The 23,083-nt window shown below is 36.9% G+C and carries 17 protein-coding genes and 1 pseudogene; 7 read left to right on the forward strand and 11 right to left on the reverse strand.

Annotated features, from left to right (window positions below):
* Positions 1–26: 26 nt before the first annotated feature.
* The 4 genes and pseudogenes from Q9Q86_RS08580 (at position 27) to Q9Q86_RS08595 (ending at position 3,383) form a co-directional block, all read left to right on the forward strand.
* Positions 27–653, forward strand: coding sequence for a CatB-related O-acetyltransferase (locus Q9Q86_RS08580; protein ID WP_112986766.1), 627 nt, complete (start codon positions 27–29; stop codon positions 651–653).
* A gap of 211 nt (positions 654–864) precedes the next feature.
* Complete coding sequence (locus Q9Q86_RS08585) at positions 865–1,302, forward strand: universal stress protein (protein WP_004956015.1); 438 nt, start codon at positions 865–867, stop codon at positions 1,300–1,302.
* A gap of 278 nt (positions 1,303–1,580) precedes the next feature.
* Positions 1,581–2,293: pseudogene (locus Q9Q86_RS08590) on the forward strand (IS5 family transposase).
* A 157-nt stretch (positions 2,294–2,450) separates the two neighbouring features.
* The gene (locus tag Q9Q86_RS08595) at positions 2,451–3,383 is read left to right on the forward strand and encodes an IS5 family transposase (protein WP_075696753.1); all 933 of its coding nucleotides are present in this window, start codon (positions 2,451–2,453) and stop codon (positions 3,381–3,383) included.
* On the opposite strand, the gene Q9Q86_RS08600 is transcribed toward Q9Q86_RS08595, so the two are convergent.
* From Q9Q86_RS08600 to Q9Q86_RS08615, 4 genes are all read right to left on the reverse strand, one after another.
* The gene (locus Q9Q86_RS08600) at positions 3,351–4,586 is read right to left on the reverse strand and encodes a BapA prefix-like domain-containing protein (RefSeq protein ID WP_171299324.1); all 1,236 of its coding nucleotides are present in this window, start codon (positions 4,584–4,586) and stop codon (positions 3,351–3,353) included. The two genes, Q9Q86_RS08595 and Q9Q86_RS08600, sit on opposite strands and share 33 nt — an antisense overlap.
* Before the next feature lie 607 nt (positions 4,587–5,193).
* The gene (locus Q9Q86_RS08605) at positions 5,194–6,693 is read right to left on the reverse strand and encodes a sodium:proton antiporter (protein ID WP_004963555.1); all 1,500 of its coding nucleotides are present in this window, start codon (positions 6,691–6,693) and stop codon (positions 5,194–5,196) included.
* Between the two features lie 244 nt (positions 6,694–6,937).
* Positions 6,938–7,828, reverse strand: coding sequence for a neutral zinc metallopeptidase (locus Q9Q86_RS08610; RefSeq protein ID WP_112986126.1), 891 nt, complete (start codon positions 7,826–7,828; stop codon positions 6,938–6,940).
* A gap of 37 nt (positions 7,829–7,865) precedes the next feature.
* Complete coding sequence (locus Q9Q86_RS08615) at positions 7,866–8,789, reverse strand: DUF808 domain-containing protein (protein ID WP_004963560.1); 924 nt, start codon at positions 8,787–8,789, stop codon at positions 7,866–7,868.
* A gap of 163 nt (positions 8,790–8,952) precedes the next feature.
* Between Q9Q86_RS08615 and trpS the strand changes: the two genes are divergently transcribed.
* The 3 genes from trpS to Q9Q86_RS08630 all read left to right on the forward strand — a co-directional run bounded on the left by trpS (position 8,953) and on the right by Q9Q86_RS08630 (position 12,775).
* Positions 8,953–9,966 carry a tryptophan--tRNA ligase gene (trpS, locus tag Q9Q86_RS08620; RefSeq protein WP_004908319.1) on the forward strand — a complete coding sequence of 338 codons (1,014 nt, stop codon included), beginning with the start codon at positions 8,953–8,955 and terminating at the stop codon, positions 9,964–9,966.
* 417 nt (positions 9,967–10,383) lie between these two features.
* Positions 10,384–11,028: a YqiJ family protein gene (locus tag Q9Q86_RS08625; RefSeq protein WP_112986125.1), complete on the forward strand. Its 645-nt coding sequence runs from the start codon at positions 10,384–10,386 to the stop codon at positions 11,026–11,028.
* A 34-nt stretch (positions 11,029–11,062) separates the two neighbouring features.
* Positions 11,063–12,775 (forward strand): flotillin family protein, encoded by a 1,713-nt coding sequence (locus Q9Q86_RS08630; RefSeq protein WP_005402206.1) that lies wholly within the window; start codon positions 11,063–11,065, stop codon positions 12,773–12,775.
* A 41-nt stretch (positions 12,776–12,816) separates the two neighbouring features.
* Here Q9Q86_RS08630 and pgaD read toward each other — a convergent pair whose 3' ends face one another.
* From pgaD to lpdA, 7 genes are all read right to left on the reverse strand, one after another.
* Positions 12,817–13,296 carry a poly-beta-1,6-N-acetyl-D-glucosamine biosynthesis protein PgaD gene (pgaD, locus tag Q9Q86_RS08635; RefSeq protein WP_004908327.1) on the reverse strand — a complete coding sequence of 160 codons (480 nt, stop codon included), beginning with the start codon at positions 13,294–13,296 and terminating at the stop codon, positions 12,817–12,819.
* Positions 13,283–14,557, reverse strand: a complete 1,275-nt coding sequence (gene pgaC, locus Q9Q86_RS08640) for a poly-beta-1,6-N-acetyl-D-glucosamine synthase (RefSeq protein WP_112986124.1) — start codon at positions 14,555–14,557, stop codon at positions 13,283–13,285. Before pgaC ends, pgaD begins: the two co-directional genes overlap by 14 nt.
* Positions 14,558–14,559: 2 nt before the next feature.
* A complete protein-coding gene (pgaB, locus tag Q9Q86_RS08645; RefSeq protein ID WP_112986123.1) occupies positions 14,560–16,395 on the reverse strand; it encodes a poly-beta-1,6-N-acetyl-D-glucosamine N-deacetylase PgaB in 1,836 nt (611 codons plus the stop codon).
* Positions 16,395–18,857, reverse strand: a complete 2,463-nt coding sequence (pgaA, locus tag Q9Q86_RS08650; protein ID WP_112986122.1) for a poly-beta-1,6 N-acetyl-D-glucosamine export porin PgaA — start codon at positions 18,855–18,857, stop codon at positions 16,395–16,397. Before pgaA ends, pgaB begins: the two co-directional genes overlap by 1 nt.
* A 544-nt stretch (positions 18,858–19,401) precedes the next feature.
* Positions 19,402–20,292 (reverse strand): succinate--CoA ligase subunit alpha, encoded by an 891-nt coding sequence (gene sucD / locus Q9Q86_RS08655; RefSeq protein ID WP_004908342.1) that lies wholly within the window; start codon positions 20,290–20,292, stop codon positions 19,402–19,404.
* Between the two features lie 14 nt (positions 20,293–20,306).
* Positions 20,307–21,473 (reverse strand): ADP-forming succinate--CoA ligase subunit beta, encoded by a 1,167-nt coding sequence (gene sucC, locus Q9Q86_RS08660; RefSeq protein ID WP_004908344.1) that lies wholly within the window; start codon positions 21,471–21,473, stop codon positions 20,307–20,309.
* Positions 21,474–21,612: 139 nt separating this feature from the next.
* Positions 21,613–23,046, reverse strand: a complete 1,434-nt coding sequence (gene lpdA / locus Q9Q86_RS08665) for a dihydrolipoyl dehydrogenase (protein ID WP_099949023.1) — start codon at positions 23,044–23,046, stop codon at positions 21,613–21,615.
* Between the last annotated feature and the right edge of the window lie 37 nt (positions 23,047–23,083).

The raw sequence follows: 23,083 nt of genomic DNA on the forward strand, positions 1-23,083 counted from the left end.
TTCTCAAATTATTCTGTGAAATGTAAATGGACTCATCTTCGATCAACTCCCCTGTTAAACATTGGTGTGAGTTCGAATTTATTGCGAAAACTGTAAAAAATCCAAATATCCATATTAAAGGTAATTATTCCTATTATTCTGCTTATTGGGATCAAGGTTTTGAACGTTGTGTAGTACGTTATCTACATGACAAAGTATCCACACCAGATAAACCAATAGACCAGCTCTATATTGGTAATTTTGTTTGCTTCGGTGCCGAATGTGTCATTATGATGGGCGGCAATCAGCTGCATAGACCAGACTGGATCTCAACATTCCCCTTTGATACACGCAGTTTTCTCCCTGCGGGTGACACCATAATTGCAGATGGCTGCTGGATTGGAAGCAGAGCCATGATCATGCAAGGTGTTAAACTCGGTGAAGGTGCTGTGGTTGCCACAGGTGCTATAGTCACTCAAGATGTCCCACCTTATGCAATTGTAGGCGGTGTACCTGCTAAAATTATTAAGTATCGTTTTTCTGAAACAGATATTGAAAGACTACTTTCTTTAAAACTCTATGAGCTAGATGAAAAGCAGATTTTAAAAATTAGAGAACTATTACAAACTGATCAACTTGATGGTTTACGCTCATATTTAGACAAAAGTCTATAAAATAATTAACTTTACAATACACCTTATATAATTTTAATATTCTTATATTTTTCAAATAATTAAAAACATAAAAACATCTAAAACCAACAATTATCCTTATGAAATTACTAGGTTTTATTATGCGAATAATAAGTTTAATATGAAAGTATAGTTTTTATTTTAAACAAAAATTTAGAAGCGAATCAAAGTGTAATAATAAGGAGTATTTATCATGGCTTATCAAAAAATTCTTGTCGCTATCGACGACTCTGAAATTTCAGCAAATGTCATTCAGCAAGCAGCTCAACTTGCTAAAGCTTTAAATAGCCAAATTACTTTGGTTCAAGTAATGACTTTAGACCCATATTTGGCAGATGCGTATTTACGTATGGGGCAAAGCAATGAACTAATCGAACGTGTTCGATCTTATGTTCAGGAAAATTTAACGAAAGCTCAAAAACAATTTGAAGAATTGGGACAAACAGTTGCAACACAAGTTGTAGAAGGTTTTTCAGTTCATGAGGAAATTATTAAAGCTGCTCAAAATCTTGAAGTGGATTTAATTATCATGGGTTCTCATGGTAGAACTGGATTTAAAAAGTTTATTTTAGGTAGCGTTGCTCAGAAAGTTTTGGGGGAAAGTCATATTCCTGTTCTAATCGTTCGCTGATCTAAGATTATCCTTAGTCCCAAAAACTGCATGTCCGATTTCAGACATGCAGTTTTTTAAATTATTTTAATAAGTCAGACCTATAATTTACTTATTAACGTGATTTGATTCGATTGAATAAATTATTTATTTTAAGCACAAAATTAAAATATCCATTGATAATCTTTTAATTTAATTTTGTGATTCTCTAGGGCTTGTTGAGAATTAACAAAGACTACTGATTAATTTATAATAGTACTATGGATAGATACATACTTACTGATGCCCAATGGGCAAAAATGGAACCTTTTTGCCTAGGTAAAGTGACCGATCGAGGTCGTAGTGGAAAAGATAATCGATTATTTTTAGAAGCAGTCCTATGGATTGCCCGTACAGGCAGTCCATGGCGTGATCTACCTGCTCATTTTGGTAAATGGAATACCGTCTTTAAAAGATACCGTGACTGGGTTAAAGCTGGTGTATTTGAAACTATTTTTGCATCTGTAAATGAAGATGTTGATTTGGAATACGCCATGATTGATGGAACGATTGTTAAAGTTCATCGACATGGGCAAGGTGCAAAAGGGGGACTTTCAAACAGTCTATAGGTAAATCTCGAGGTGGAATGACCTGTAAAATTCTTGCCTTAGTGGATAGTCTAGGCAACCTCATTAAGTTTCGATTAATGCCTGGTCAATATCACGATTTAGTAGAAACCAAACCTTTAATTGAAGATGTTGATTTTCAAGCATTACTAGCTGATAAAGCATTTGATGCAGATTGGCTCATCCAAGAACTCAATGAACGTAAAGTGAAAGTGGTGATCCCACCCAAATCTAATCGAAAAGTAATGAGAGCATTTGATACGACTATGTATAAATGGCGTCATCTCATTGAAAACTATTTCTGTAAGTTAAAAGAATTTAAACGTATAGCGATGCGTAGTTGTAAAACAGATACGAGTTTTGAAGCCATGATTCAATTGTGCGCGAGTGTAATTAACTCTCGGTAATTCTCAACAGACCCTAATAAAACACCTTCATTTTTTAATAGCTTTAATTGTCGATTTTCACCATTTTCATCTAAGTTTATGGTACTCACTTTACCTTGTGAATGGCTTTGTTGCACAAACCTATCTGTAAAGGCTTTTTCAGCGATATAATTTTCAAATGAAGAAGCCTACACACAAAATCTACCGCACAACCAATTGGCCCGCATATAACCGAGCACTTATGAGTCGCGGAAATATTGCCATTTGGTTTGATCCGGCTACGCAATGGTATGCTCCATCAAAAGGCAAACAAGGGCGAAATCAAACCTACTCCGACGCAGCCATCCAATGCTGCTTAATGATTAAATCCTTATTCCGTCTGTCTTTACGTATGGTTACTGGCTTTGTGCAAAGTCTGATTAAACTTTGCGGATTAAATTGGATAGCTCCAGATTACACCACGCTTTGTAGAAGACAAAAGCATATTGATATTGTAATCAGCTACCAAAAAAGTAGCGATGGGCTGCATCTACTCATGGACTCTACAGGCATGAAGTTTCTAGGTGAGGGCGAATGGAAGCGCAAGAAACATGGACCTGAATATCGTCGCCAATGGCGTAAACTTCATATTGGTATAGATGCTAAAACCCTACAAATACGAGCAGTTCAGCTTACAACCAATAATGTCAGTGATTCACAGGTGCTTGGTGATTTACTTAATCAGATTCCACAAGATGAGCAGATTGACTCTGTTTATACCGATGGAGCTTATGACACCAAGCAATGCCGTCAGGTCATTGCAGATCGGCAAGGGCATGCGGTGATTCCACTTAGAAAAAATGCGAAACCATGGAAAGATACAAAGAGTAGCTCGCTAGAGCGAAATGAATTACTTCGAACAGTTAAGCGTTTAGGCAGGACACTATGGAAAAAATGGTCAGGCTATCATCGGCGAAGTTTGGTTGAAACTAAGATGCATTGCATCAAATTATTAGGAGATAAACTCAGTGCAAGGAGTTTTGATAGCCAAGTGAATGAGATCCATGCACGTGTAGCAGTCCTTAACAGATTTACGGAATTAGGTCGACCACTTACCCAAGTTACGCCTTAAATTTGGCTCAATTAGGGGCGCTTTGCATTTCAAATCTTTGTGCAACAAAGCCCTTACAGGGGATGATGTATTACCTGCTGGATCTTTGATTGAAACTTCAACTTCAAGTGCTTGACCTTCTGGTGGTACTGTAACAGGTACTGTAATTTGCCCAGTAGTTAAATCACCTGCCGTAATAGTGTGCTCTTCACCATTAACAATTACTTTATCACCAACAGAAACACCTGTTTCAGGTAAAATAACAACAACATCAACTTTACCATTTGTGATTTCATCAGGCGTAATAAAGCCATCACCGTCACCAATTACAATATCTTTCGGTGCAGTTGGTGCTGTCGTGTCAACTGTTGCTGTTTCAGTTACAGGGGATGATGTATTACCTGCTGGATCTTTGATTGAAGCTTGAACTTCAAGTGGTTGGCCTTCTGGAGGTACAGTAACAGGTACTGTAATTTGACCCGCAGTTAAATCACCTGCCGTAATAATGTGCTCTTCACCATTAACAATTACTTTGTCACCAACAGAAACACCTGTTTCAGGTAAAACGACAACAACGTCTACTTTACCGTTTGCGATTTCATCAGGCGTGATAAAGCCATCACCATTACCATTACCAATTACAACATCTTCAGGAGAGTTTGGCGGTGTATTATCTTTTTTACCTCCACCTTTACCACCGTTATCACTCGCAGCAGCAATAATACTACCTGCAACTAACGGAACAGCCCATAGCCAAGGACTCAAACCTGCATCATGGTAAAGTAAAGGCTCAACCGCATCGATAGGCTGAAAAATAACGTCTGAAACAGGTGCCTCAACAACCTCAGGCACTGCTGCTGGCATTTCTTCTACATATGCAGCTGCTTCAGTGTCTGCATCGGCATCAGCGTCGGCATCAGCGTCGGCATCAGCATCACTTTCAACTTCTTTAAATTTAGCCCAGATTAACTGACCATTTTCATCTTGGATCACCAAGCTGTTATCTAGTGTGTTTTCCTCATTAAAGAAATTTTGAATTACGATTTTTTCTCCGTTTTTAAGGAAAACTATCGCATTTAAACCATCTTTTTTAATAACGGAAATATCATTCATAGGAATTTTTAACAATACTACGGATGGTTCCGTCGGTATCGTTGTAGTACTTTCCATTGTAGTAGAAAGTGTTTTATGGCTTTCCTTAGAAATAATTTGAATTTCAGACATTTTGGCTATTCCTCTGATTATTTAATAATTTTTGTGTATGTATATTCGTCTAGTTTAATAATCATTTCCCATACCTCTTAGAATCTAAATTAAGATCATTTTTTGTTAAATATATCACAAAAAAAATTTACAAAAATGACAGGACATTTTGATTAAAAAGTCAAAAACCGTTAAATCAAACTTTAAATAATTAAAAAAAATACACTTGTGAATTAATTTGTTAAATATTATTAACAATTGTTAAACCGGCTTTTCTCTTAAGGTTAACTCAACACATTAAAAAAAAATATATTAACTAAAAGTATAATATTTTAACTATTTACAGATCAGTAAATTAAGTAACAAAATTTAAAATTGACTAATAACAATCAGTTATTCAGCAGACCAATAATTACTTTCATTAAAATCGTATTTTCCATAGAAAATGTCAATTTATGGATAAAAAATAAGCAAAATTTTTCAAGAGCTTAGCCATAAACCCTATTGAAATTATTCTGTTTTTATCTCGTTAGGGACTAACAAAACTTACATATTAAAAAAAACTTATTATCGTATAAACACAAATAAACAAGTTCAAATCTAGAACTACATAACCATGCAATGTATTTTAGAAATTATTCGGATTCTGCAATTGTTCAACTTCTTTTTCTTTTTCTGGATGATAGATTTCTGTTTTTGTATCTTCAGACTTTTTATTGGTTATTAGCTCAGGGTTATAGATTTTAATGATTTCCTTTCCATCTTGGTCTTCTGTGACCACATACTTAAAACCACGGCGATTCATTTTATGACATAAGCGTTGGTAAGCACCTTTTACACCATTTCTCTCCTCATTGGGATTGTAATAAAATGCATTCATTACTGCGGGTAAACCTAAACCACAAACAACGCCAGACAGCAGAACACTAATGAATGTGTAACCAATTAAAATACTACTATAAGGACTTAAAGCAGGAATGTTTGCTACAGCGAGTATTAATGCCAATGAGATTCCACCTCGAACACCTCCCCAAGAAAGAATAGTTAAACTACCGTTATAACTTTTGTTCTTAAAAGAGGGAAAAAGCCTGAACGCCGCAAAATTCGCTGCGAATCGAGAGAGATGCAGAATTAAAAAGGCAAATATTCCGCCGATGATCAAGTTTGCACTTAGATCTAAGATAAAAAGCTCTAAGCCAATTAGAGTAAACAAGAACGAGTTAATAATCCCTTCGACGGTATGCCAAAAATGATTTACCTCCCTGATTTCGCGTTGTTCTCGGATCTCCTGCCACTTATTACCAACGATCAAGCCGCCAATCACACATGCAATCGGTGCTGAAGCATGTGCAAATAGTGCAACTAAATATGAACCACTGGCTAGTAAAGCAGTTGTAAGAATCAAAGATTCCATCTCATGCTTACCTTTTAGTAGCCGTAAAATCCCAAGTCCAAATGCAAATCCTATAAGCACTGCAACAAGAATTTCGTAGATTAGTGTTTCAATCGTACTGATAAGTGAAAAATGCTCGCCACGAATAACGTTGAGTAATGTCATGAATAACGCAATACACATCGCATCATTAAATAATGATTCACCTTCTAGTTTTACGATCAAATGATGCGGTGCTCGAATGGAACTTAAGACCCCTTTAATCCCTATAGGGTCTGTTGCACCTAATGCAGCACCCAATAGCAGTAATACAGAAATCGGTACTGGATAACCAACTAACCATTGAAATACATAAAGTAATCCAGCATAAATCATCGCACAAAGTACTAGCGCAATGGTGGCAAGAATGCTGATCGGTTTCCAATAATTTTGTAGGTCAGAAATTTTGAACTTTAAAGCTGATGATGTAAGAATGAAACAAATCACACCATTAATTAGAAAATCATAAAAGTCGATATCACGTACTGCGGATTCAATATTGTGAATATTGATTTCAACAAATTGGTTCCCGTTTAAAAGACTGGCACCCCATTGTAATAAAAATACAAAGATAGCTGAGACAATCGGCACCCCAATTGCTTGTGGGAAACCGAGTACACGTTTGTTAAAAATAGTGGTTGCAATTGAGAGCGTAAAAACTGCTGTCAAAGCTTGTAAGAGAAAAAAATTACCCATACCACCTCTTTTTTCATCACCTTCAGATTTAGCTCATTCAGTGCTCAGACTCTCGCCATAATGCGTACAATATAAATGCATAAGGCATCACCTCATCAGAAGTTCATTTCTTTTTCTTTCTTTTTCTAAACCTTATAGTTTAGCTAGGAAATTACTCCATCAGCTAAACATTGTTATTTTAATCGAGCGAAACGATATATCGGTATAAATTTCGTATGAAAATCAACAATAAATAAAATTCAGACTATTTAAAAGTATTACATTGATTGATATCACCTGTGGTGTATCCCAACTCAAACCATTGCATACGCTGTTCGCTTGTACCATGAGTAAAGCTATCTGGTACAACTTGACCTGTTGCTCTTCTTTGCAAGTAATCATCACCAATTTTTTTAGCAGCATCCATCGCCTCTGCGATATCACCCTGTTCGAGAAATTGTGTTCTTTGTTGATTTTGATTCGCCCAAATACCAGCGAAACAATCTGCTTGAAGTTCTAAGCGAACTGAAAGTTGATTTCCTTCAACTTGGCTGGATTGCGCACGAGCCTGCTGCACTTTTCCTGAGATACCAAGTAGGTTCTGAATATGATGTCCAACCTCATGTGCGATAACATAAGCTTGTGCAAAATCCCCAGCTTGATCTTGACGTGACAATTCTGTTTGATTTTGCTCACCAGAAATACCCATTTGTTGGCGCATATCTTTAAAGAAAGAAGTATCGATATAAACCTTCTGGTCTGCTGGGCAATAAAAGGGACCCATTGCCGATTGCGCAGTACCGCAACCTGACTTCACTACCCCACTAAATAAAACTAGTCGAGGTGGCTTATAAGTCATGCCTAATTGTTGAAAAATTGGCGTCCATGTATCTTCTGTATCAGCTAATACCGTACCCACAAACTCACTTGCTTCTTTTTGTTCTAAAGTCAGATTTTGCGGTGCTTCGGCTGTTGATGTTGTTTCACTGGTAACAGCTTGTGTTGCTTGGTAAGCTTGCTGAGGATCAACACCAAAAAACTTCCAAGCAATAAATGCAACCACTAAACCGATGATACTAATACCACCAGCTTTAACACCGCCACCACCACGACGATCTTCCACATTGGTACTTACACGACGCCCTTTCCAACGCATGACTACCTCTCTTTGTTATAATGATGACGGTTTCTTTTTATTTAGATGCTTTTGACCAAACTTTTTGTATTAGCCCGACAACAATTAATACAATAGCACCCGCAATAAATCCAATACCCAAGTTAATTAATGTTGGTGTTAATGCACCAATGATTGAACCAAAACTTGGGATTAACTCCAAATGATCAACAGTTTCTTCCGTAAAATGGTGTAATAAGGGAATCGTGTGTGTAATGATGCCACCACCGACTAAAAACATTGCTACTGTACCAACGACAGATAATGTTTTCATCAGAATCGGAGCAAAAGCCAGTAAACCACGTCCTACTTTATTTTTAAATTCTGAAGCTTGTTGAGTTAAATACAATCCTAAATCATCAATTTTGACAATCATCGCTACAAAACCATAAACACCAATTGTCATGGCAATCGCAATAACACTCAATACAGATACTTTAGTCATAAATGCAGCTGTCGCAACAGTACCCAACGAAATCACAACAATTTCAGCAGATAGAATAAAATCTGTACGTATTGCACCTTTGACTTTTTCTTTTTCAAATTTTGCTAAATCAACCTCTATTGCTTCTAGATCAGCACTTGCTTCTTCGGCAGTTTTTGCTTTTTTGTGATGTAACATGTGTACTACTTTTTCTACACCTTCATAACAAAGGAACAGACCACCAATCATCAATAATGGATTAATAAGCCAAGGTGCAACTACGCTAATTAACAATGCTAATGGAACAAGAATGAGTTTATTAACAAATGAGCCTTTTGCTACGCTCCACACAACTGGTAATTCTCGGTCAGAGCGAACACCACTCACCTGTTGAGCGTTTAAAGCTAAATCATCACCCAATACGCCAGCTGTTTTTTTTGCTGCCATTTTACTCATTACAGCAACGTCATCTAAAATCGTTGCAATATCATCAAGTAATAGTAATAAACCACTCGCCATTTTTATTTCCTAGTTTGTATTTATCTCGCTATTGTAGATTTACTCAATAAATTCACAACATTATTTTCATAAAAGTTTGTTCAATCGCTGACGAAATTTTTTTATTTCCCGTACAATAAGGTCAATTTTATATTTATGAAATCACTGAAACTTGGAACATATCATGAGTAATGCTGATCAACGTCCAATCATTTTGACTGGCGACCGCCCTACTGGACAACTTCATTTAGGTCATTTTGTCGGTTCATTGCGTTCTCGTGTTGGTTTACAAGACAGTCATCATCAACACTTATTACTTGCTGATGCTCAAGCTTTGACTGATAACGCAGATAATCCTGATAAAGTACGAAATAATATTCTTCAAGTTGCTTTAGATTATCTTGCCGTTGGAATTGATCCAACTAAAACAACGATTTGCGTTCAATCATGTTTACCAGCCCTCAATGAGCTGACCATGCTTTACCTCAACTTCGTTACGGTTGCTCGCTTAGAACGTAATCCAACAATTAAATCTGAAATTCAGATGCGCGGTTTTGAGCGTGATATTCCTGCTGGTTTTTTATGCTATCCAGTTGCTCAAGCAGCGGATATTACGGCATTTAAAGCAACGGTTGTACCAGTAGGTGAAGACCAAATTCCAATGATTGAACAAACCAATGAAATTGTTCGTCGTGTAAATCGTCAAATTGGACATGACCTCCTACCTGAATGCAAAGCATTATTATCGAACATGGGACGTTTACCTGGATTTGATGGTAAGGCAAAAATGTCAAAGTCTTTAGGTAATACTATTGTTTTAAATGCTTCTGATAAAGACATTAAAAAAGCTGTCAATGCGATGTACACCGATCCAAATCACTTGCGTATTGAAGATCCAGGTCAAGTTGAAGGAAATATCGTATTCACTTATTTAGATGCATTTGATCCAAACAAAGAAGAAGTTGAAGAATTAAAAGCACATTATCGTCGTGGTGGTTTAGGTGATGGTACAGTTAAAAAACGCTTAGAAGGTATTCTAAAGGAACTCATCACTCCAATCCGTGAACGTCGTGCTGAACTTGAAAAAGATCCAGACTATATTATGGATATTCTTAAGCATGGTACTGACAAATGTCGAGATATCACGCAACAAACTTTAGATGAAGTAAAAAGTGGATTAGGTTTATTTAAATTCTAATTACAATACTTTTACCATAAAAACAGCCCATTTTTTGGGCTATTTTTATTTAAGCTTTTGATTTAGGTTTATTTTAGGAACTTTAACCCGAACCCAATAACTAACAAATTTTGTCACTTATTAACACTTGATAACACTCGTTAACACGAATACCTATGAACACAGTCAAGTTTTTTATTAGTATAGCCAAGTAGGTTAGATAACACTAATCTCATGACATTTCTCCTTTCAACCGAAACTGTTTTACAGATTCGTTGTTCAACGCAATGACAACCCCAATCATTGCGTTTTTTTTGCTTTAAATATTTAGCTTGGAATTTGATTGAATTTTATGCTCGATACAATTAATCTTATAAATAATTAGTTTTTATAATTTTTTTAAAAAAATTTTTCCAAAAGAAAAAAGAGTATATACAAATGATATGGGATTTATTAATACACCCTTCCAACATTGTTTTTAGCGTTTCTTTATTGCTATGTCTATGTATAGGTGTATTGGAATTGATTTTATTAATGTTTGGGGGAAGCAGCAGCTTCATCGATCAATTTCTTCCCGATAGTTTGACTGACGTTGATCACGCTGATCTTTCAATGGATCATGCAGATAACCTTTTCACTCAGTTTTTAGAATGGCTGTATCTTGGAAAAGTACCTTTACTAGTTTGGTTGATTATTTTCCTAACTGTTTATTCACTTACTGGTTTAATTATTCAAGATGTTTTTTTCAATTTTACTGAACACTATCTATCTGCTTGGATCATTGCACCTGCCTGTCTTTTTCTATGTATGCCACTCGTTCGTGTTGCAGCAAAACTCATTTCCAAAATTATTCCTAAAGATGAAACAACTGCAATTCATAGTGATGATCTGATTGGTCGTACTGCCAAAATTATATTGGGTGAGGCAAAGCCTAATTCTCCTGCCCAAGCAAAAGTGAAAGATCAATTTGGACAAATGCACTATGTTTTAGTGGAACCAGAATTAGATGTTGTTTTTACTCAAGGTCAAGATGTGATTTTAACTCAAAGAACCAAAATTGGCTTTCAGGCTATTTCCGCTTAATTTTTCTTAATATAAATGATATGAGGGTGTTTTAATGTTCAATTCAGCATTGACTGAAATTTTAATTATTACAGGTGTAATTTTCGCAGCACTGATATTTATCGGTATCGTCATTGCTCGTTTATATACTCGTTCAAGCAAAGAAGTTTCATTCGTAAGAACTGGTTTCGGTGGAGAAAAAGTCATCTTGAATGGAGGTGCGATTGTGCTTCCTGTATTGCATGAAATCATCCCCGTCAATATGAACACATTGCGTCTAGAAGTAAAACGTGCAGCTGACCAAGCTTTGATTACACGTGACCGTATGCGTGTAGATGTAATGGCAGAATTCTACGTTCGCGTTAAACCTACAGGTGAATCCATTGCGACTGCAGCACAAACCTTAGGTCGGAAAACCATGTCTCCACAGGAGTTAAAAGATTTAGTCGAAGGTAAATTTGTCGACTCTTTACGTGCTGTAGCCGCGGAAATGGCAATGGAAGAACTGCATGAAAAGCGTGTCGACTTTGTACAAAAAGTTCAACAGGTGGTTTCTGAAGATTTATCTAAAAACGGTTTAGAACTTGAAACCGTTTCATTGACAGGTTTAGATCAAACTGGTTTTGAATATTTCAATCCACAAAATGCTTTTGATGCTGAAGGCTTAACTAAACTTACAGAAACAATCGAAGACCGTCGTAAGAAGCGTAATGATATTGAACAGGATGCTGATTTAGCGATTCGTGCTAAAAATCTTGAAGCAGAGCGTGCGCGCCTTGAGATTTCTCGTGAAGAAGAATATGCAAAACTGCAACAAGAACGCGAAATTTCTATTCGTAAAGCAGAACAACATGCTGAAATTGCTTCTCAAGAAGCAGGTAAAAAGCGTGAAGCTGAAGAAGCTCGTATTGCTGCTGAACGTGAAGTTGAACTTAAACGTATCGCTTCTGCTCGTGATGTAGAAAACGAAAATATCCAAAAAGCTCAACTTATTCAAAAAGCACAAGTTGAACAGAAAAAAACTATCGAACTCGCAGAGCAAGATCGTGCAATTGCTATCGCTGAAAAATCACGTGCCGAATCTGAAGCTAAAGCTCAAGCTGACAAAGCCAGAGCTGAGGCTGTAAAAGCTGAAGAAGAAGTCGTCACGGTGCGAGAAACTCAAAGAGCAGAACGTCAAAAAGCTGTCGAGCTTGTAGCAGCTAAACAAACTGCTGAAAAAGAAGCGATTGCGATTACTGTGGCAGCTGATGCAGGTAAAAAAGCTGCAGCAGATGAAGCAGAAGCTGTTCGAATTGCTGCGGAAGCTGAAGCCGAAAAGATACGCTTAAAGGCAAAAGGTGAAGCTGATGCTAAGGTACTTCTCGCACAAGCTCTCGAAAAACAATATCAAGTAGATGCTGAAGGTACACGTGCAGTGAATGAGGCAGCCAATGTTCTTTCTGCAGAGCAAGTAGAGATGCAAGTTCGTTTAGCCTTACTCAAACATTTACCAGATATTATTCGTGAAAGCGTTAAACCAATGGAGAATATTGACGATATCAAGATTCTACAGGTGAATGGTTTAAATGGTTTTGCTGGTGGTACTACATCAGGTGAAACCACTGAAAATGGTCAAACATCTTTGTCTGATCAAGTTGTGAATAGTGCCCTACGCTACCGTTCTCAAGCACCTTTGATCGATAGCTTAATGAATGAATTAGGCCTACAAGGTGGTGATATTAACGGCCTTACTAATACTTTAAAATCTCAAAATAAGTTAGATTGATAAGAATAGGTCAAAGATAAACGCGGTCTTGACCGCGTTTTTTATTGTTTTTCAGCCAGCTCAAAATTGGTTAACCTTCCTTCCTGATCATAATGCAGGGTGACATTCTTAGCATCTCTTAAGGCATTCATTTGTTCGGTATTTAACTCGAAACTCTGTGCCAATTGATCAACAGAAATATTTTTCGGAAAGGATCTTCTTTCTTTATTATAAAAACGAAACCAATTATAGGTCGCCCAAATAATTAAAGTCAGGATGAACAACATGATTGAAATGATTAAATAAAGGATATCAATCGATTGCTCTGGTATATTCATCACGAATAATTGTTCATATACACTGAAACCTTGGAAAATCCATAATAATGCAGTGATTAATGGCATAAAAATCCATATCCAAAGCAACCAACCTAAAAAAAACAATCCATAGCCAGCCGTTTTGTTTCTGACATAACGAGGTTCATCAATGTACTGAGGAATTTCCAATTGTGTAAGGTCATAGACCATTTTAAAGTTTGACATGATCTTGCCCCTCTCTAAATCCACGATCAGGACTTACCCAACGTGCACGTTTTGGTTTTTTAAATATGGTTTTTGGCAATGCGATCGCGGTTGTGATGGTCATTAATACCCAGAAAAATAATGGATACCAGATAACCCAAAAATATGTCCGTAAGGTTCGACTATTGTCATATTGGCGATCGATCATCAAACTCACTAAAAACTGTATAAGGCAGGTCGTACCTAAAACAATCCCATACCAGTTAGGCAATACGGTAGTAACCGCCCATTGTTCAGGTAATTCTATAAATAATCCAATCACATAAAGAAGAATGATAGCAGTCATTACATAAACCCAAATCACGCTGATAATTGCTTCAAAAACGACTGGCCACATGCGTCTTAAACGCCATTTAAATAACTTCGGTACATAAGCAAATAAGACTTCGATACCACCTTGCGCCCAACGTAGGCGTTGTTGCCACAATCCTTTAAAGGTTTCAGGCATATAGATATAACAAAGTGCTTTTGGTACATACTGTAAGTCCCAATGATCGAACTGGAGCCGCCATGAGACATCAATATCTTCTGTGATCATGTCATCACGCCAATAACCAATTCGATCTAGTGCTGTTTTTCTAAAACCTGCAATCACCCCTGATACCGTAAAAATCCGCCCATAAGTACGTTGTGCACGTTTAATCAATCCAATGATTGAAGAGAACTCACCTACTTGAATTTTGCCCAATACACTGGAACGGTTAATAATGCGTGGATTACCTGTTACTGCACCGACTCTCGGATAGTGTGTTAGATGATTCATCATCCAAAAAACGGCATGAGGATGCAGTAAAGCATCGCCATCAATGCAAATTAGAAACTCATGCTGGCTGACCATCGCACCTGCTCTCAAGGCATATGCTTTGCCCTGATTTTCTGCCAAATGCACCACACGTAGTTTTGGATAGTGCAACGCAAGTTCATCTAAAATCTCTGCGGTTCTATCCGTACTCCCATCATTTATAGCAATCACCTCAAAATCAGGATATTGGCTTTGCATAGCGAACTTGATGGTTTCTCGAATTTGTTCTTCTTCATTAAAACAAGGAATGATAATGCTACAACTTTCTTGACTAGGTTCAGGGAAAACCGTTTGCCGAAATTCACGTTTGAAATAAAACCAAATTCCACCCGCCATCCAAAGCCAAGCCATTAATAAAGGAAATAAAAATGCAAAGCCAAAAAATAAGTCGCTTAAAGAAATATCTGAAAAAAATTCCATAATTAGCGCCCTCCTTGTTTCAACACATAAGGATTGCGATAGCTGAGCGGACTACCATTTAAGCTCAACTCACGATAAAGATATTGATAAATCGTAGCCCCATAAGAAAGCTGATAATTATCTACACCAATTTTTTGAACACCTTGTCGTTTTAATTGCTGATAAATTTGCTGATATTTTTTCCAATCATAAGAAGAAGCTTGATTATTGATCTGCAAACTAATGATCAAATGTTGTTTTTCACGTTCAGTTAAAGTCGATAAAACTTTATCTAGCTCATTTATATTATTTTTTGATTGATTCGAATCTAAAGCGATATACAGAAAATCAGCATGATCAGGAATCAATTGCAGTAACTTTTGTAGCCCACCCCACTGTGCTCCCTTGTAACTGAATTTTAGTGCTGTCTGATAATTTGTACTGACATTGACATAATAATTTGCTTTCAATTTAGTCTTATTTTTGATCGCCAATACATCATCGATTTTCTTCTGACAAATGTGATCCCAATCTCGTTGACTAATTGCACAGTGTAATGTGTCATCTGTTTCAATCATCAAACCCGTGATGGAACTATTATTTTTGACTAAATCTGCAATTAACTCTGACAAGTCGTAACCTTGTTGAGTTTCTAAACTCAGAGGAAGTTCTGCATAAACTTTATTTGCAATCCGTGTACGTGCTTGCCAGACCACCCGATTTAATAAGTCCGCTTTCATCGGTAAACTACGATTAGGAAAATAAGCAACATCAATTTTTCCATCATCATTCTGATCTTCAACAACGGTCAGCAATAAATTATTCGACTTAAAAGCTCCAACCTGATCCAATAATTGACCTAATCGCTGTTCAGAATTTCCATTATCTTTTACCAGTTCAGCTAAATTAAAACGCAGAAAACTCTTACGTTGCTTATAAGGTGCATGACGATCCAATACAAAATTTTGCATTTCAGCGTAAATTTGAGCTGGTATTGGATTATCAATGATCAAAGCACGTTGATAAGTCCCAAATAAATCTGCTGTGTTTAACTCACTACCTAGGCTAAATGACAACGGTAAACCCACCATACTCGCCAATTCCTCGGTTTCTTTGGTCACAGCTCCATATGGCCAAAAGATTGCGCGAGTATTAGTACCTAGCTCTTTATCTAAAATTTGCTTAGATTGTTGCAAGTCCTTCAAGACTCGACGTCTAAAGGCTTCATCAGTCTCATAACTTTCAGACTGAGGAAAATATTGCCGAGTAATTGCTGCAAACTCTAGATTTGTTTGAGGGTTTGCGGCAATACCGTAATGTAAATTGTCACTATGAGATCCAAACTCCACCAAGCCCGAAGCTTGCATTTCTCGCATTTGCTGCCATGTCATCAAATTACTTGTACCATATGCCTCAATAGCATCTTTGGTATTGCCGTTAATCCAACTGGTTGGTATTGCAAATACAGCAGGGATTTTATGTAGTTTTAATAATGGAAAAATATGTGTGTATGCACTCGATACACCATCATCAACGGTTAATAACAACGCTCTCTCAGGAAGAGCTTTTCCTGCATTACGCGCTTGCCAAACATCCTCTAATCGTATCGGTTGCCATTTATTATCTTTAATCCATTGTAAAAATTGGGCAAAATTTTGACTGCTAATCGCATAATAATCACGATCACCTTTTGCTGCGACATCATCACGAACATCATGAAATGTCAGCGTCACAAATTGATTAGCTTTAGAGCTCGTTTGTGCGGATTCGGAAACTGCCTTGTCGATTGGTTGTGCAAACAGATTGAATGACATTGCACTTATACACGCCAATAAGCAGAAAGGAGATTTTATATTCATTAGAACCTTCCTTCGAAGCCCAAAATGGCATACGTTTTGTCTTCGTGCTCACCGTCATAAGGATGAGATCCCCACCCTACGCCATAATTTAGATACCAAACACGTGAAATTCGCCAATCATGGCGATACAAAAAGTTATAAACGGGCTGATGGGCAAAATCTTTTTGCTTAAAAGTACCCAGAGTCAGCTCAAAATGCTGTTTAAAGTCACGCTCATATTCACGCCATGTCAACCAATCATGTTGCAGATTTAACTCGATGCTATGGCTAGATACAGGGTTAAAATAATCAACTTGCACAGCTTTATTTCTTCCGTAATATCCAGTAACAGTCGCTGTGCTTGTGTGTTGTGGTGATTGAAAAAATTGCTGACTAAAATATGCCTGATAGGCTTGTCGTAAATTTCCATCATCAATATCTATCGCTTGATATTGAATACCTGCTTTTCTAGACTCATTAGCTTGCCAATTCATCGCAGCTACATAAGATTGCCCTTTGTGCTTTTGGGCAATCGCTTGTAATGGTATATCAGCATCAGAATCGACTGATAAGTTGTATGCCCAATGATCATTTAACCAATGTGACCAATCCAATCTAACACCAAGTCGTTCTTGATCCTTTCTTTCGGACAATAGAATATTGGCTGTTTTTCTATTTGAAGACCATTCCAGTCCCAGCCCTACCCGAGCATCGTCTAATTTCTTATTTTTATACCGTGCTTTTCGATATTGATGCTCAAGAAAGATACGATAATAATCATTAAACCAAGGACTATTTAAACGCGTCCAGAAACTCTGTTCGTTTGATCCTCGTAAACTATTTAATAGAAGATCATCGTTAGACTTATTCCTTGAAAAATAACTGTGATGTTCTACACTCCACCGATCACGATCCTTCAACTCTTTATAACTCAGTTGTACACCTGTATCTTCAGCAGCCGTTTGTAAAAGCTTTTTATTTAATTCTCGCCAATATGAAATATTTCCCAGAGCTTGCGCATTATTCATTTGGTTGATTTCCGTCATTTGGCTGACTTCATCCAAACCATTCCATTGTTCTAAACTTAGTTTCGCTGTTAATGGTTTTTGCCTCCAACGTTGAATCAAAGCCAGATTATTTTGATAACCAATATTACGTGGTGCGGTTGAAACCAAATTTTCAAAATACTGTTCGGCTTTTTCTAGCTCATTCCGATAAGCAAGATTTAACCCTTTTAAACTTAAATATTGTTCCCAATCTTCATGAGTTGTACGATCTACACCTTTTACTTGGCTATATTGATACCGTCTTAATTGATGTTCCATTTCATCAATCAAGTTATTTGCTTCTTCAAATTTTTCTTGTTCTAAATACGCATAATATAAGGCTGAATAAACATCATAATCAGCATAGTTCTTTTCATTAAATAATGACAAATAAACTTGCTCTGCTTGTTCAGGTTGATTGGTCGCTAAATACGCATCTGCAATTGCATGACGTGTATAAGTTGGCCAAAGATCTAGTGGAATACTAATACTCTGTAAAGTAGTTAATATATCAGTGTAACGCTTACGTTTCGCTAAAGCATAGATGTAATCAGCATAAAAGCTTTTTTGCCAATGAGGATAACCATTTACTATGGGTTTATACGATTCCATTTCAGCAAGCACTTGGTCTAATTCAACATATGCATCTGCATATTTGCTTTCTTGTTGAGCAGTTTTATAAGCAAGTACTGCATTTTTGATTTGAGTGGCGAATTGACTGAGTTTAATTCTGATCACTAAATCAGGATGAGTCTGAAATAAGACAGAACGCATTATATATTCATCTGCCACCTTATAATTTCCGTTATCATTCAGTGCTAATAAATATTCCTCTTGAGAAAATTGATTTTTTTTCTTATCGAAAGCAGCATTTGCGGCTTGCAATGCTTGGATAGGCATTCCTACTAATCGATAGGTATGCGATAACAGCACTAGTTCTTCTGCATTTAATTGCTGCATATCTACTTGTTTTAATATGCTTTGAGCTTCCTGATTTTGCTTTGTTTCAGCAGCTATCGTTGCTAACCATACGTTCCACCCCATTTGAGGATTATGAGCTCTAAACCCTGTAATCATCTTTTTAGCCAAAGAATATTGTCTGGCATCTCTTAAGGTTTTCACGACACTGGTCTGCGCATAAATAGGAAATACTTCTATTTGTATATTTTCTATACAGGTAATCAACTCAGTCGCATGAAGCGTATTTCTTCCATACGAAAGTACAAAATAATCCGCAATTAATTTTTGGTCTTTAGGATACAAAACTAATAATTTCTTTAAATCAAGTAACCCATGATCAACCTCTCCTTTCTGGATTAATTGAACAGCATACTCTCTCTGTTGATCAATCGGATTTGAATAAACAGCGCTTCCACAACACAATAAAACAAAAAGAGATACACAATGCACAGGAATAAATAATTTTATTTTAATCATATTATTCCTCATTATTTAATATTTACTATAAATAATAATTTAATAAAAAAATAACCACAACAATAAATTAAAAAATTTTACTCCAAATTAAATTTAAATATAAAATTATACCAAAGTTTAAAATAAAAATTAATATAAGCATATGTAATAATTATACTTATTCAAAAACAATATAAAAATAAAATCAAATTTAATTTTCCATACGAAAAACTTAAAAAAACGAAAAATAATTTAGATAAACATTATATTAAATAAAACTTAAAAAGAAAGAACGACCTGTATAATAAAGATCGTTCTGTATAAATTAAAATAGATAATATTTAAAACTCATTTTTAATATTTTAATTAAGCTTTTTCAAAAAAAATAAAACCTAAACATAATATAAAAAGTTATATTTTCATCTATTACAATCAGTTAATTATATCCATCAAATTTATTTATATGTTTTTTCGGCATCTTGCACGTATTTTGTCACAATATTGCACTTATAAAAAAAACCCAATGTCACCATTGGGTTTTTTCAAGATAAATAAATCTAACGTATTACGCTAAACCTTTCTCTTTCAGCACTTGCATCATTGTTGAGCCAAGTTCAGCTGGGCTACGAGTGTAAGCCATACCTGCTTTTTCGAATGCAGCAAATTTCTCTTCTGCTGTACCTTTACCACCAGAGATAATCGCACCAGCATGACCCATACGTTTACCTTTAGGCGCAGTTACACCAGCGATGTAACCAACAACTGGCTTAGTTACATTCGATTGAATGAATTCAGCAGCTTCTTCTTCTGCAGTACCACCGATCTCACCAATCATGATGATTGCATCAGTATCAGGATCGTCTTGGAATAATTTCAATGCATCGATTTGGTTCATACCTGGGATTGGGTCACCACCGATACCGATACAAGTAGATTGACCTAAACCAAGCTTAGTTGTTTGAGCAACCGCTTCATAAGTCAATGTACCTGAACGTGAGATAATACCAATACGACCAGGTTGGTGGATGTGACCAGGCATAATACCGATCTTACATTCACCTGGAGTGATCACGCCTGGGCAGTTAGGACCAACTAAACGAGTACCATTACCGTTAGTTTCTAAATAGCGTTTTGCTTTAAGCATATCGATTGTTGGAACACCTTCAGTGATCACAACAATAAGACCAACGCCTGAATCAACCGCTTCAACGATAGAATCTAATACAAACGGAGCTGGAACATAAATAACAGATGCATCAGCACCAGTTTCACGTACAGCATCTTTCATTGTATTGAATACAGGAAGGTCAAGGTGTGTTGTTCCACCTTTACCTGGCGTAACACCACCAACAACTTTTGTACCGTAGTCTAAAGCTTGTGCAGAGTGGAAAGTACCGTTTTTACCAGTAAAACCTTGTACCAATACTTTAGTGTCTTTATTAATTAATACGCTCATGATTGATACTCCCCTTACGCTTTAACTGCAGCAACAATTTTTTCTGCAGCATCAGATAAACCGTTTGCAGAAATTAATTTCAAACCAGATTCATCAAGCAATTTCGCACCTAGCTCAGCATTGTTACCTTCTAAGCGAACAACAACTGGTACAGTTACGTTTACTTCTTGAACTGCTGCAATAATTGCTTCAGCAATCATGTCACAACGAACGATACCACCGAAGATGTTGATTAAAACACCTTGTACAGAAGTATCAGCAAGAATAATTTTGAATGCTTCGATTACACGCTCTTTAGTCGCACCGCCACCAACATCTAGGAAGTTAGCAGGCTGACCACCATAAAGCTTGATAATGTCCATCGTTGCCATTGCAAGACCAGCACCATTCACCATACAACCAATGTTACCTTCTAAAGCAACATAGTTAAGGTCAAATTCAGATGCTTTTAATTCACGCTCATTTTCTTGAGATTTATCACGCAAAGCTGCAACTTCTGGCAAACGGTAAAGCGCATTAGAGTCAATACCTACTTTCGCGTCTACACATAAAATTTCGCCATTTTCACGAACTGAAAGTGGGTTAATTTCAAATAAAGCAAAATCATTTTCTACAAATGCTTGGTAAGCAGCAGACATAATTTTAACAAATTGACCGATTTGTTTATCTTTCAAACCAAGAGCAAATGCAACTTCACGTGCTTGGAATGGTTGTAAACCTACTAATGGATCAACTTCAACTTTAATAATTTTTTCAGGTGTTTCTTCAGCAACTTTCTCGATTTCTACACCACCTTCGGTAGAAGCCATGAAAGTAATACGACGGCTAGAACGATCTACAACCGCGCCTAAGTAAAGCTCACGCTCAACTGGATAAACATCTTCTGCAACAATAATGCTGTTAACAGGCTGACCATTTGCATCTGTTTGATACGTTACAAGACGAGTACCAATAATATTGTTAGCAAATTCGATAACATCTTCTTTTGATTTTGCAACTTTTACGCCACCAGCCTTACCACGACCACCAGCATGTACTTGCGCTTTCATTACCGCGAATTTACCACCAAGCTGTTCAAACGCAGCTACTGCTTCATCTGCATTTGTTGCCAAAATACCTTCTTGTACTGGCATGCCATATTTTTTTAATAACGCTTTAGCTTGATACTCATGTAAGTTCATTTAATTACCTACTACGTTGTTTATTGTGACGCGACCTAGATATTCTTAACACTAGGACACTACATTATGAGACGACGACTGTCTTATAAACCAATCGTCTTCATTCAAAAAAGTGTGGCGAACCACACTTTTTGTTTTTTTATTTGCGCTTACGTTGAATCGCGTGGATTGCACGACCATCAACTGAAAGTGCAGCTTCATGTACAACTTCAGAGAACGTTGGATGACCAAAAGTCATCAACTGTAAATCTTCAACAGAAGAAACAAACTCAAGTGCGATCATACCCTGATGAACGATGTCTGATGCATTAGGACCGACAACGTGCATACCCAAAAGACGATCCGTTTTTGCGTCAGCAACAAATTTAACAAAACCAGCTGTATCACCAGCAGCTAATGCACGACCATTGACCGCAAACGGGAATTGGCCTGCTTTAACTTCGTGACCTTTTTCAGCAGCTTGTTCTTCAGTTAAACCAACCCAAGCAGCTTCTGGATGCGTGTAAATAACACTAATAATAGTGTCATAATTTACTTGAGCAGCATGACCATGGATACGCTCAACAGCCATCACGCCTTCTTCCATTGCTTTATGAGCAAGCATTGGACCACGAACTAAGTCACCGATTGCATAAACGCCTTCAACAGATGTTTGGCACTGATCATTTACATCAACTAAACCACGTTCAGTGAGTTTAATGCCTGAATCTTCTGCCAATAGACCTTCTGCATAAGCTTTACGACCTACACAAACGATTAATTTGTCAAATACTTGCTCTTTATCTTCGCCAGCTTGGTTATATTTAACAGTCACTTCACGACCATTAACTTCTGTACCAGAAACTTTTGCACCAATACGAATATCTAAACCTTGTTTCTTCAAGATCTTTTGAAATTCTTTAGACAGTGCTTTGTCAGCCATTGGAAGGAAAGCATCTAATGCTTCAAATACAACAACTTCCGAACCAAGACGACGCCAAACCGAACCTAACTCTAAACCGATAACACCTGCACCGATAACACCAAGACGTTTTGGAACTTCTGGGAATTTCAATGCACCAGTTGAGTCAACAATCAAATCTTCATCAACAGGAGCTACAGGGATATTTACAGGTACAGAACCAGTCGCAAGAATGACATACTTAGGTTCTAAAACTTGCACTTCACCTTCAAATGGCGTGAATTCAACTTTTTTACCAGCAAGTAATTTACCAGTACCCTGTAACCACTCGATACCATTACCTTTAAGTAATTGAGCAACACCACCAGTCAATTGATCAACAACTTTGTCTTTGCGAGCTAACAAAGTATCTAAATCAAATTTAACTTCACCAGTCGTGATACCGTGTTCAGCAAGTTCATGAACTGTTGCTTCGTAACGATGAGAAGAGTCAAGCAATGCTTTAGAAGGGATACAACCTACATTCAAACATGTACCACCCAAAGATGGTTTACCGTTGTGAATGCGTTTTTCGATACATGCAACTTTAAAACCTAGTTGCGCAGCACGGATTGCTGCTTCATAACCACCAGGTCCACCGCCAATAACAACAAGATCAAACTGTTGAGACATTTTTATCTCCAATCAATCTCCCTAAATCCCCTTTTGA

The organism is Acinetobacter sp. A22, from assembly GCF_030913345.1.
GTDB lineage: Bacteria > Pseudomonadota > Gammaproteobacteria > Pseudomonadales > Moraxellaceae > Acinetobacter > Acinetobacter junii.

Excerpts from the sequence above, each read along its gene's own strand:
- Q9Q86_RS08580 (WP_112986766.1), top strand. The coding sequence starts at position 27 with ATGGACTCATCTTCGATCAACTCCCCTGTTAAACATTGGTGTGAGTTC.
- Q9Q86_RS08585 (WP_004956015.1), top strand. The coding sequence starts at position 865 with ATGGCTTATCAAAAAATTCTTGTCGCTATCGACGACTCTGAAATTTCA.
- Q9Q86_RS08595 (WP_075696753.1), top strand. The coding sequence starts at position 2,451 with ATGAAGAAGCCTACACACAAAATCTACCGCACAACCAATTGGCCCGCA.
- Q9Q86_RS08600 (WP_171299324.1), bottom strand. The coding sequence starts at position 4,586 with ATGTCTGAAATTCAAATTATTTCTAAGGAAAGCCATAAAACACTTTCT.
- Q9Q86_RS08605 (WP_004963555.1), bottom strand. The coding sequence starts at position 6,693 with ATGGGTAATTTTTTTCTCTTACAAGCTTTGACAGCAGTTTTTACGCTC.
- Q9Q86_RS08610 (WP_112986126.1), bottom strand. The coding sequence starts at position 7,828 with ATGCGTTGGAAAGGGCGTCGTGTAAGTACCAATGTGGAAGATCGTCGT.
- Q9Q86_RS08615 (WP_004963560.1), bottom strand. The coding sequence starts at position 8,789 with ATGGCGAGTGGTTTATTACTATTACTTGATGATATTGCAACGATTTTA.
- trpS (WP_004908319.1), top strand. The coding sequence starts at position 8,953 with ATGAGTAATGCTGATCAACGTCCAATCATTTTGACTGGCGACCGCCCT.
- Q9Q86_RS08625 (WP_112986125.1), top strand. The coding sequence starts at position 10,384 with ATGATATGGGATTTATTAATACACCCTTCCAACATTGTTTTTAGCGTT.
- Q9Q86_RS08630 (WP_005402206.1), top strand. The coding sequence starts at position 11,063 with ATGTTCAATTCAGCATTGACTGAAATTTTAATTATTACAGGTGTAATT.
- pgaD (WP_004908327.1), bottom strand. The coding sequence starts at position 13,296 with ATGTCAAACTTTAAAATGGTCTATGACCTTACACAATTGGAAATTCCT.
- pgaC (WP_112986124.1), bottom strand. The coding sequence starts at position 14,557 with ATGGAATTTTTTTCAGATATTTCTTTAAGCGACTTATTTTTTGGCTTT.
- pgaB (WP_112986123.1), bottom strand. The coding sequence starts at position 16,395 with ATGAATATAAAATCTCCTTTCTGCTTATTGGCGTGTATAAGTGCAATG.
- pgaA (WP_112986122.1), bottom strand. The coding sequence starts at position 18,857 with ATGATTAAAATAAAATTATTTATTCCTGTGCATTGTGTATCTCTTTTT.
- sucD (WP_004908342.1), bottom strand. The coding sequence starts at position 20,292 with ATGAGCGTATTAATTAATAAAGACACTAAAGTATTGGTACAAGGTTTT.
- sucC (WP_004908344.1), bottom strand. The coding sequence starts at position 21,473 with ATGAACTTACATGAGTATCAAGCTAAAGCGTTATTAAAAAAATATGGC.
- lpdA (WP_099949023.1), bottom strand. The coding sequence starts at position 23,046 with ATGTCTCAACAGTTTGATCTTGTTGTTATTGGCGGTGGACCTGGTGGT.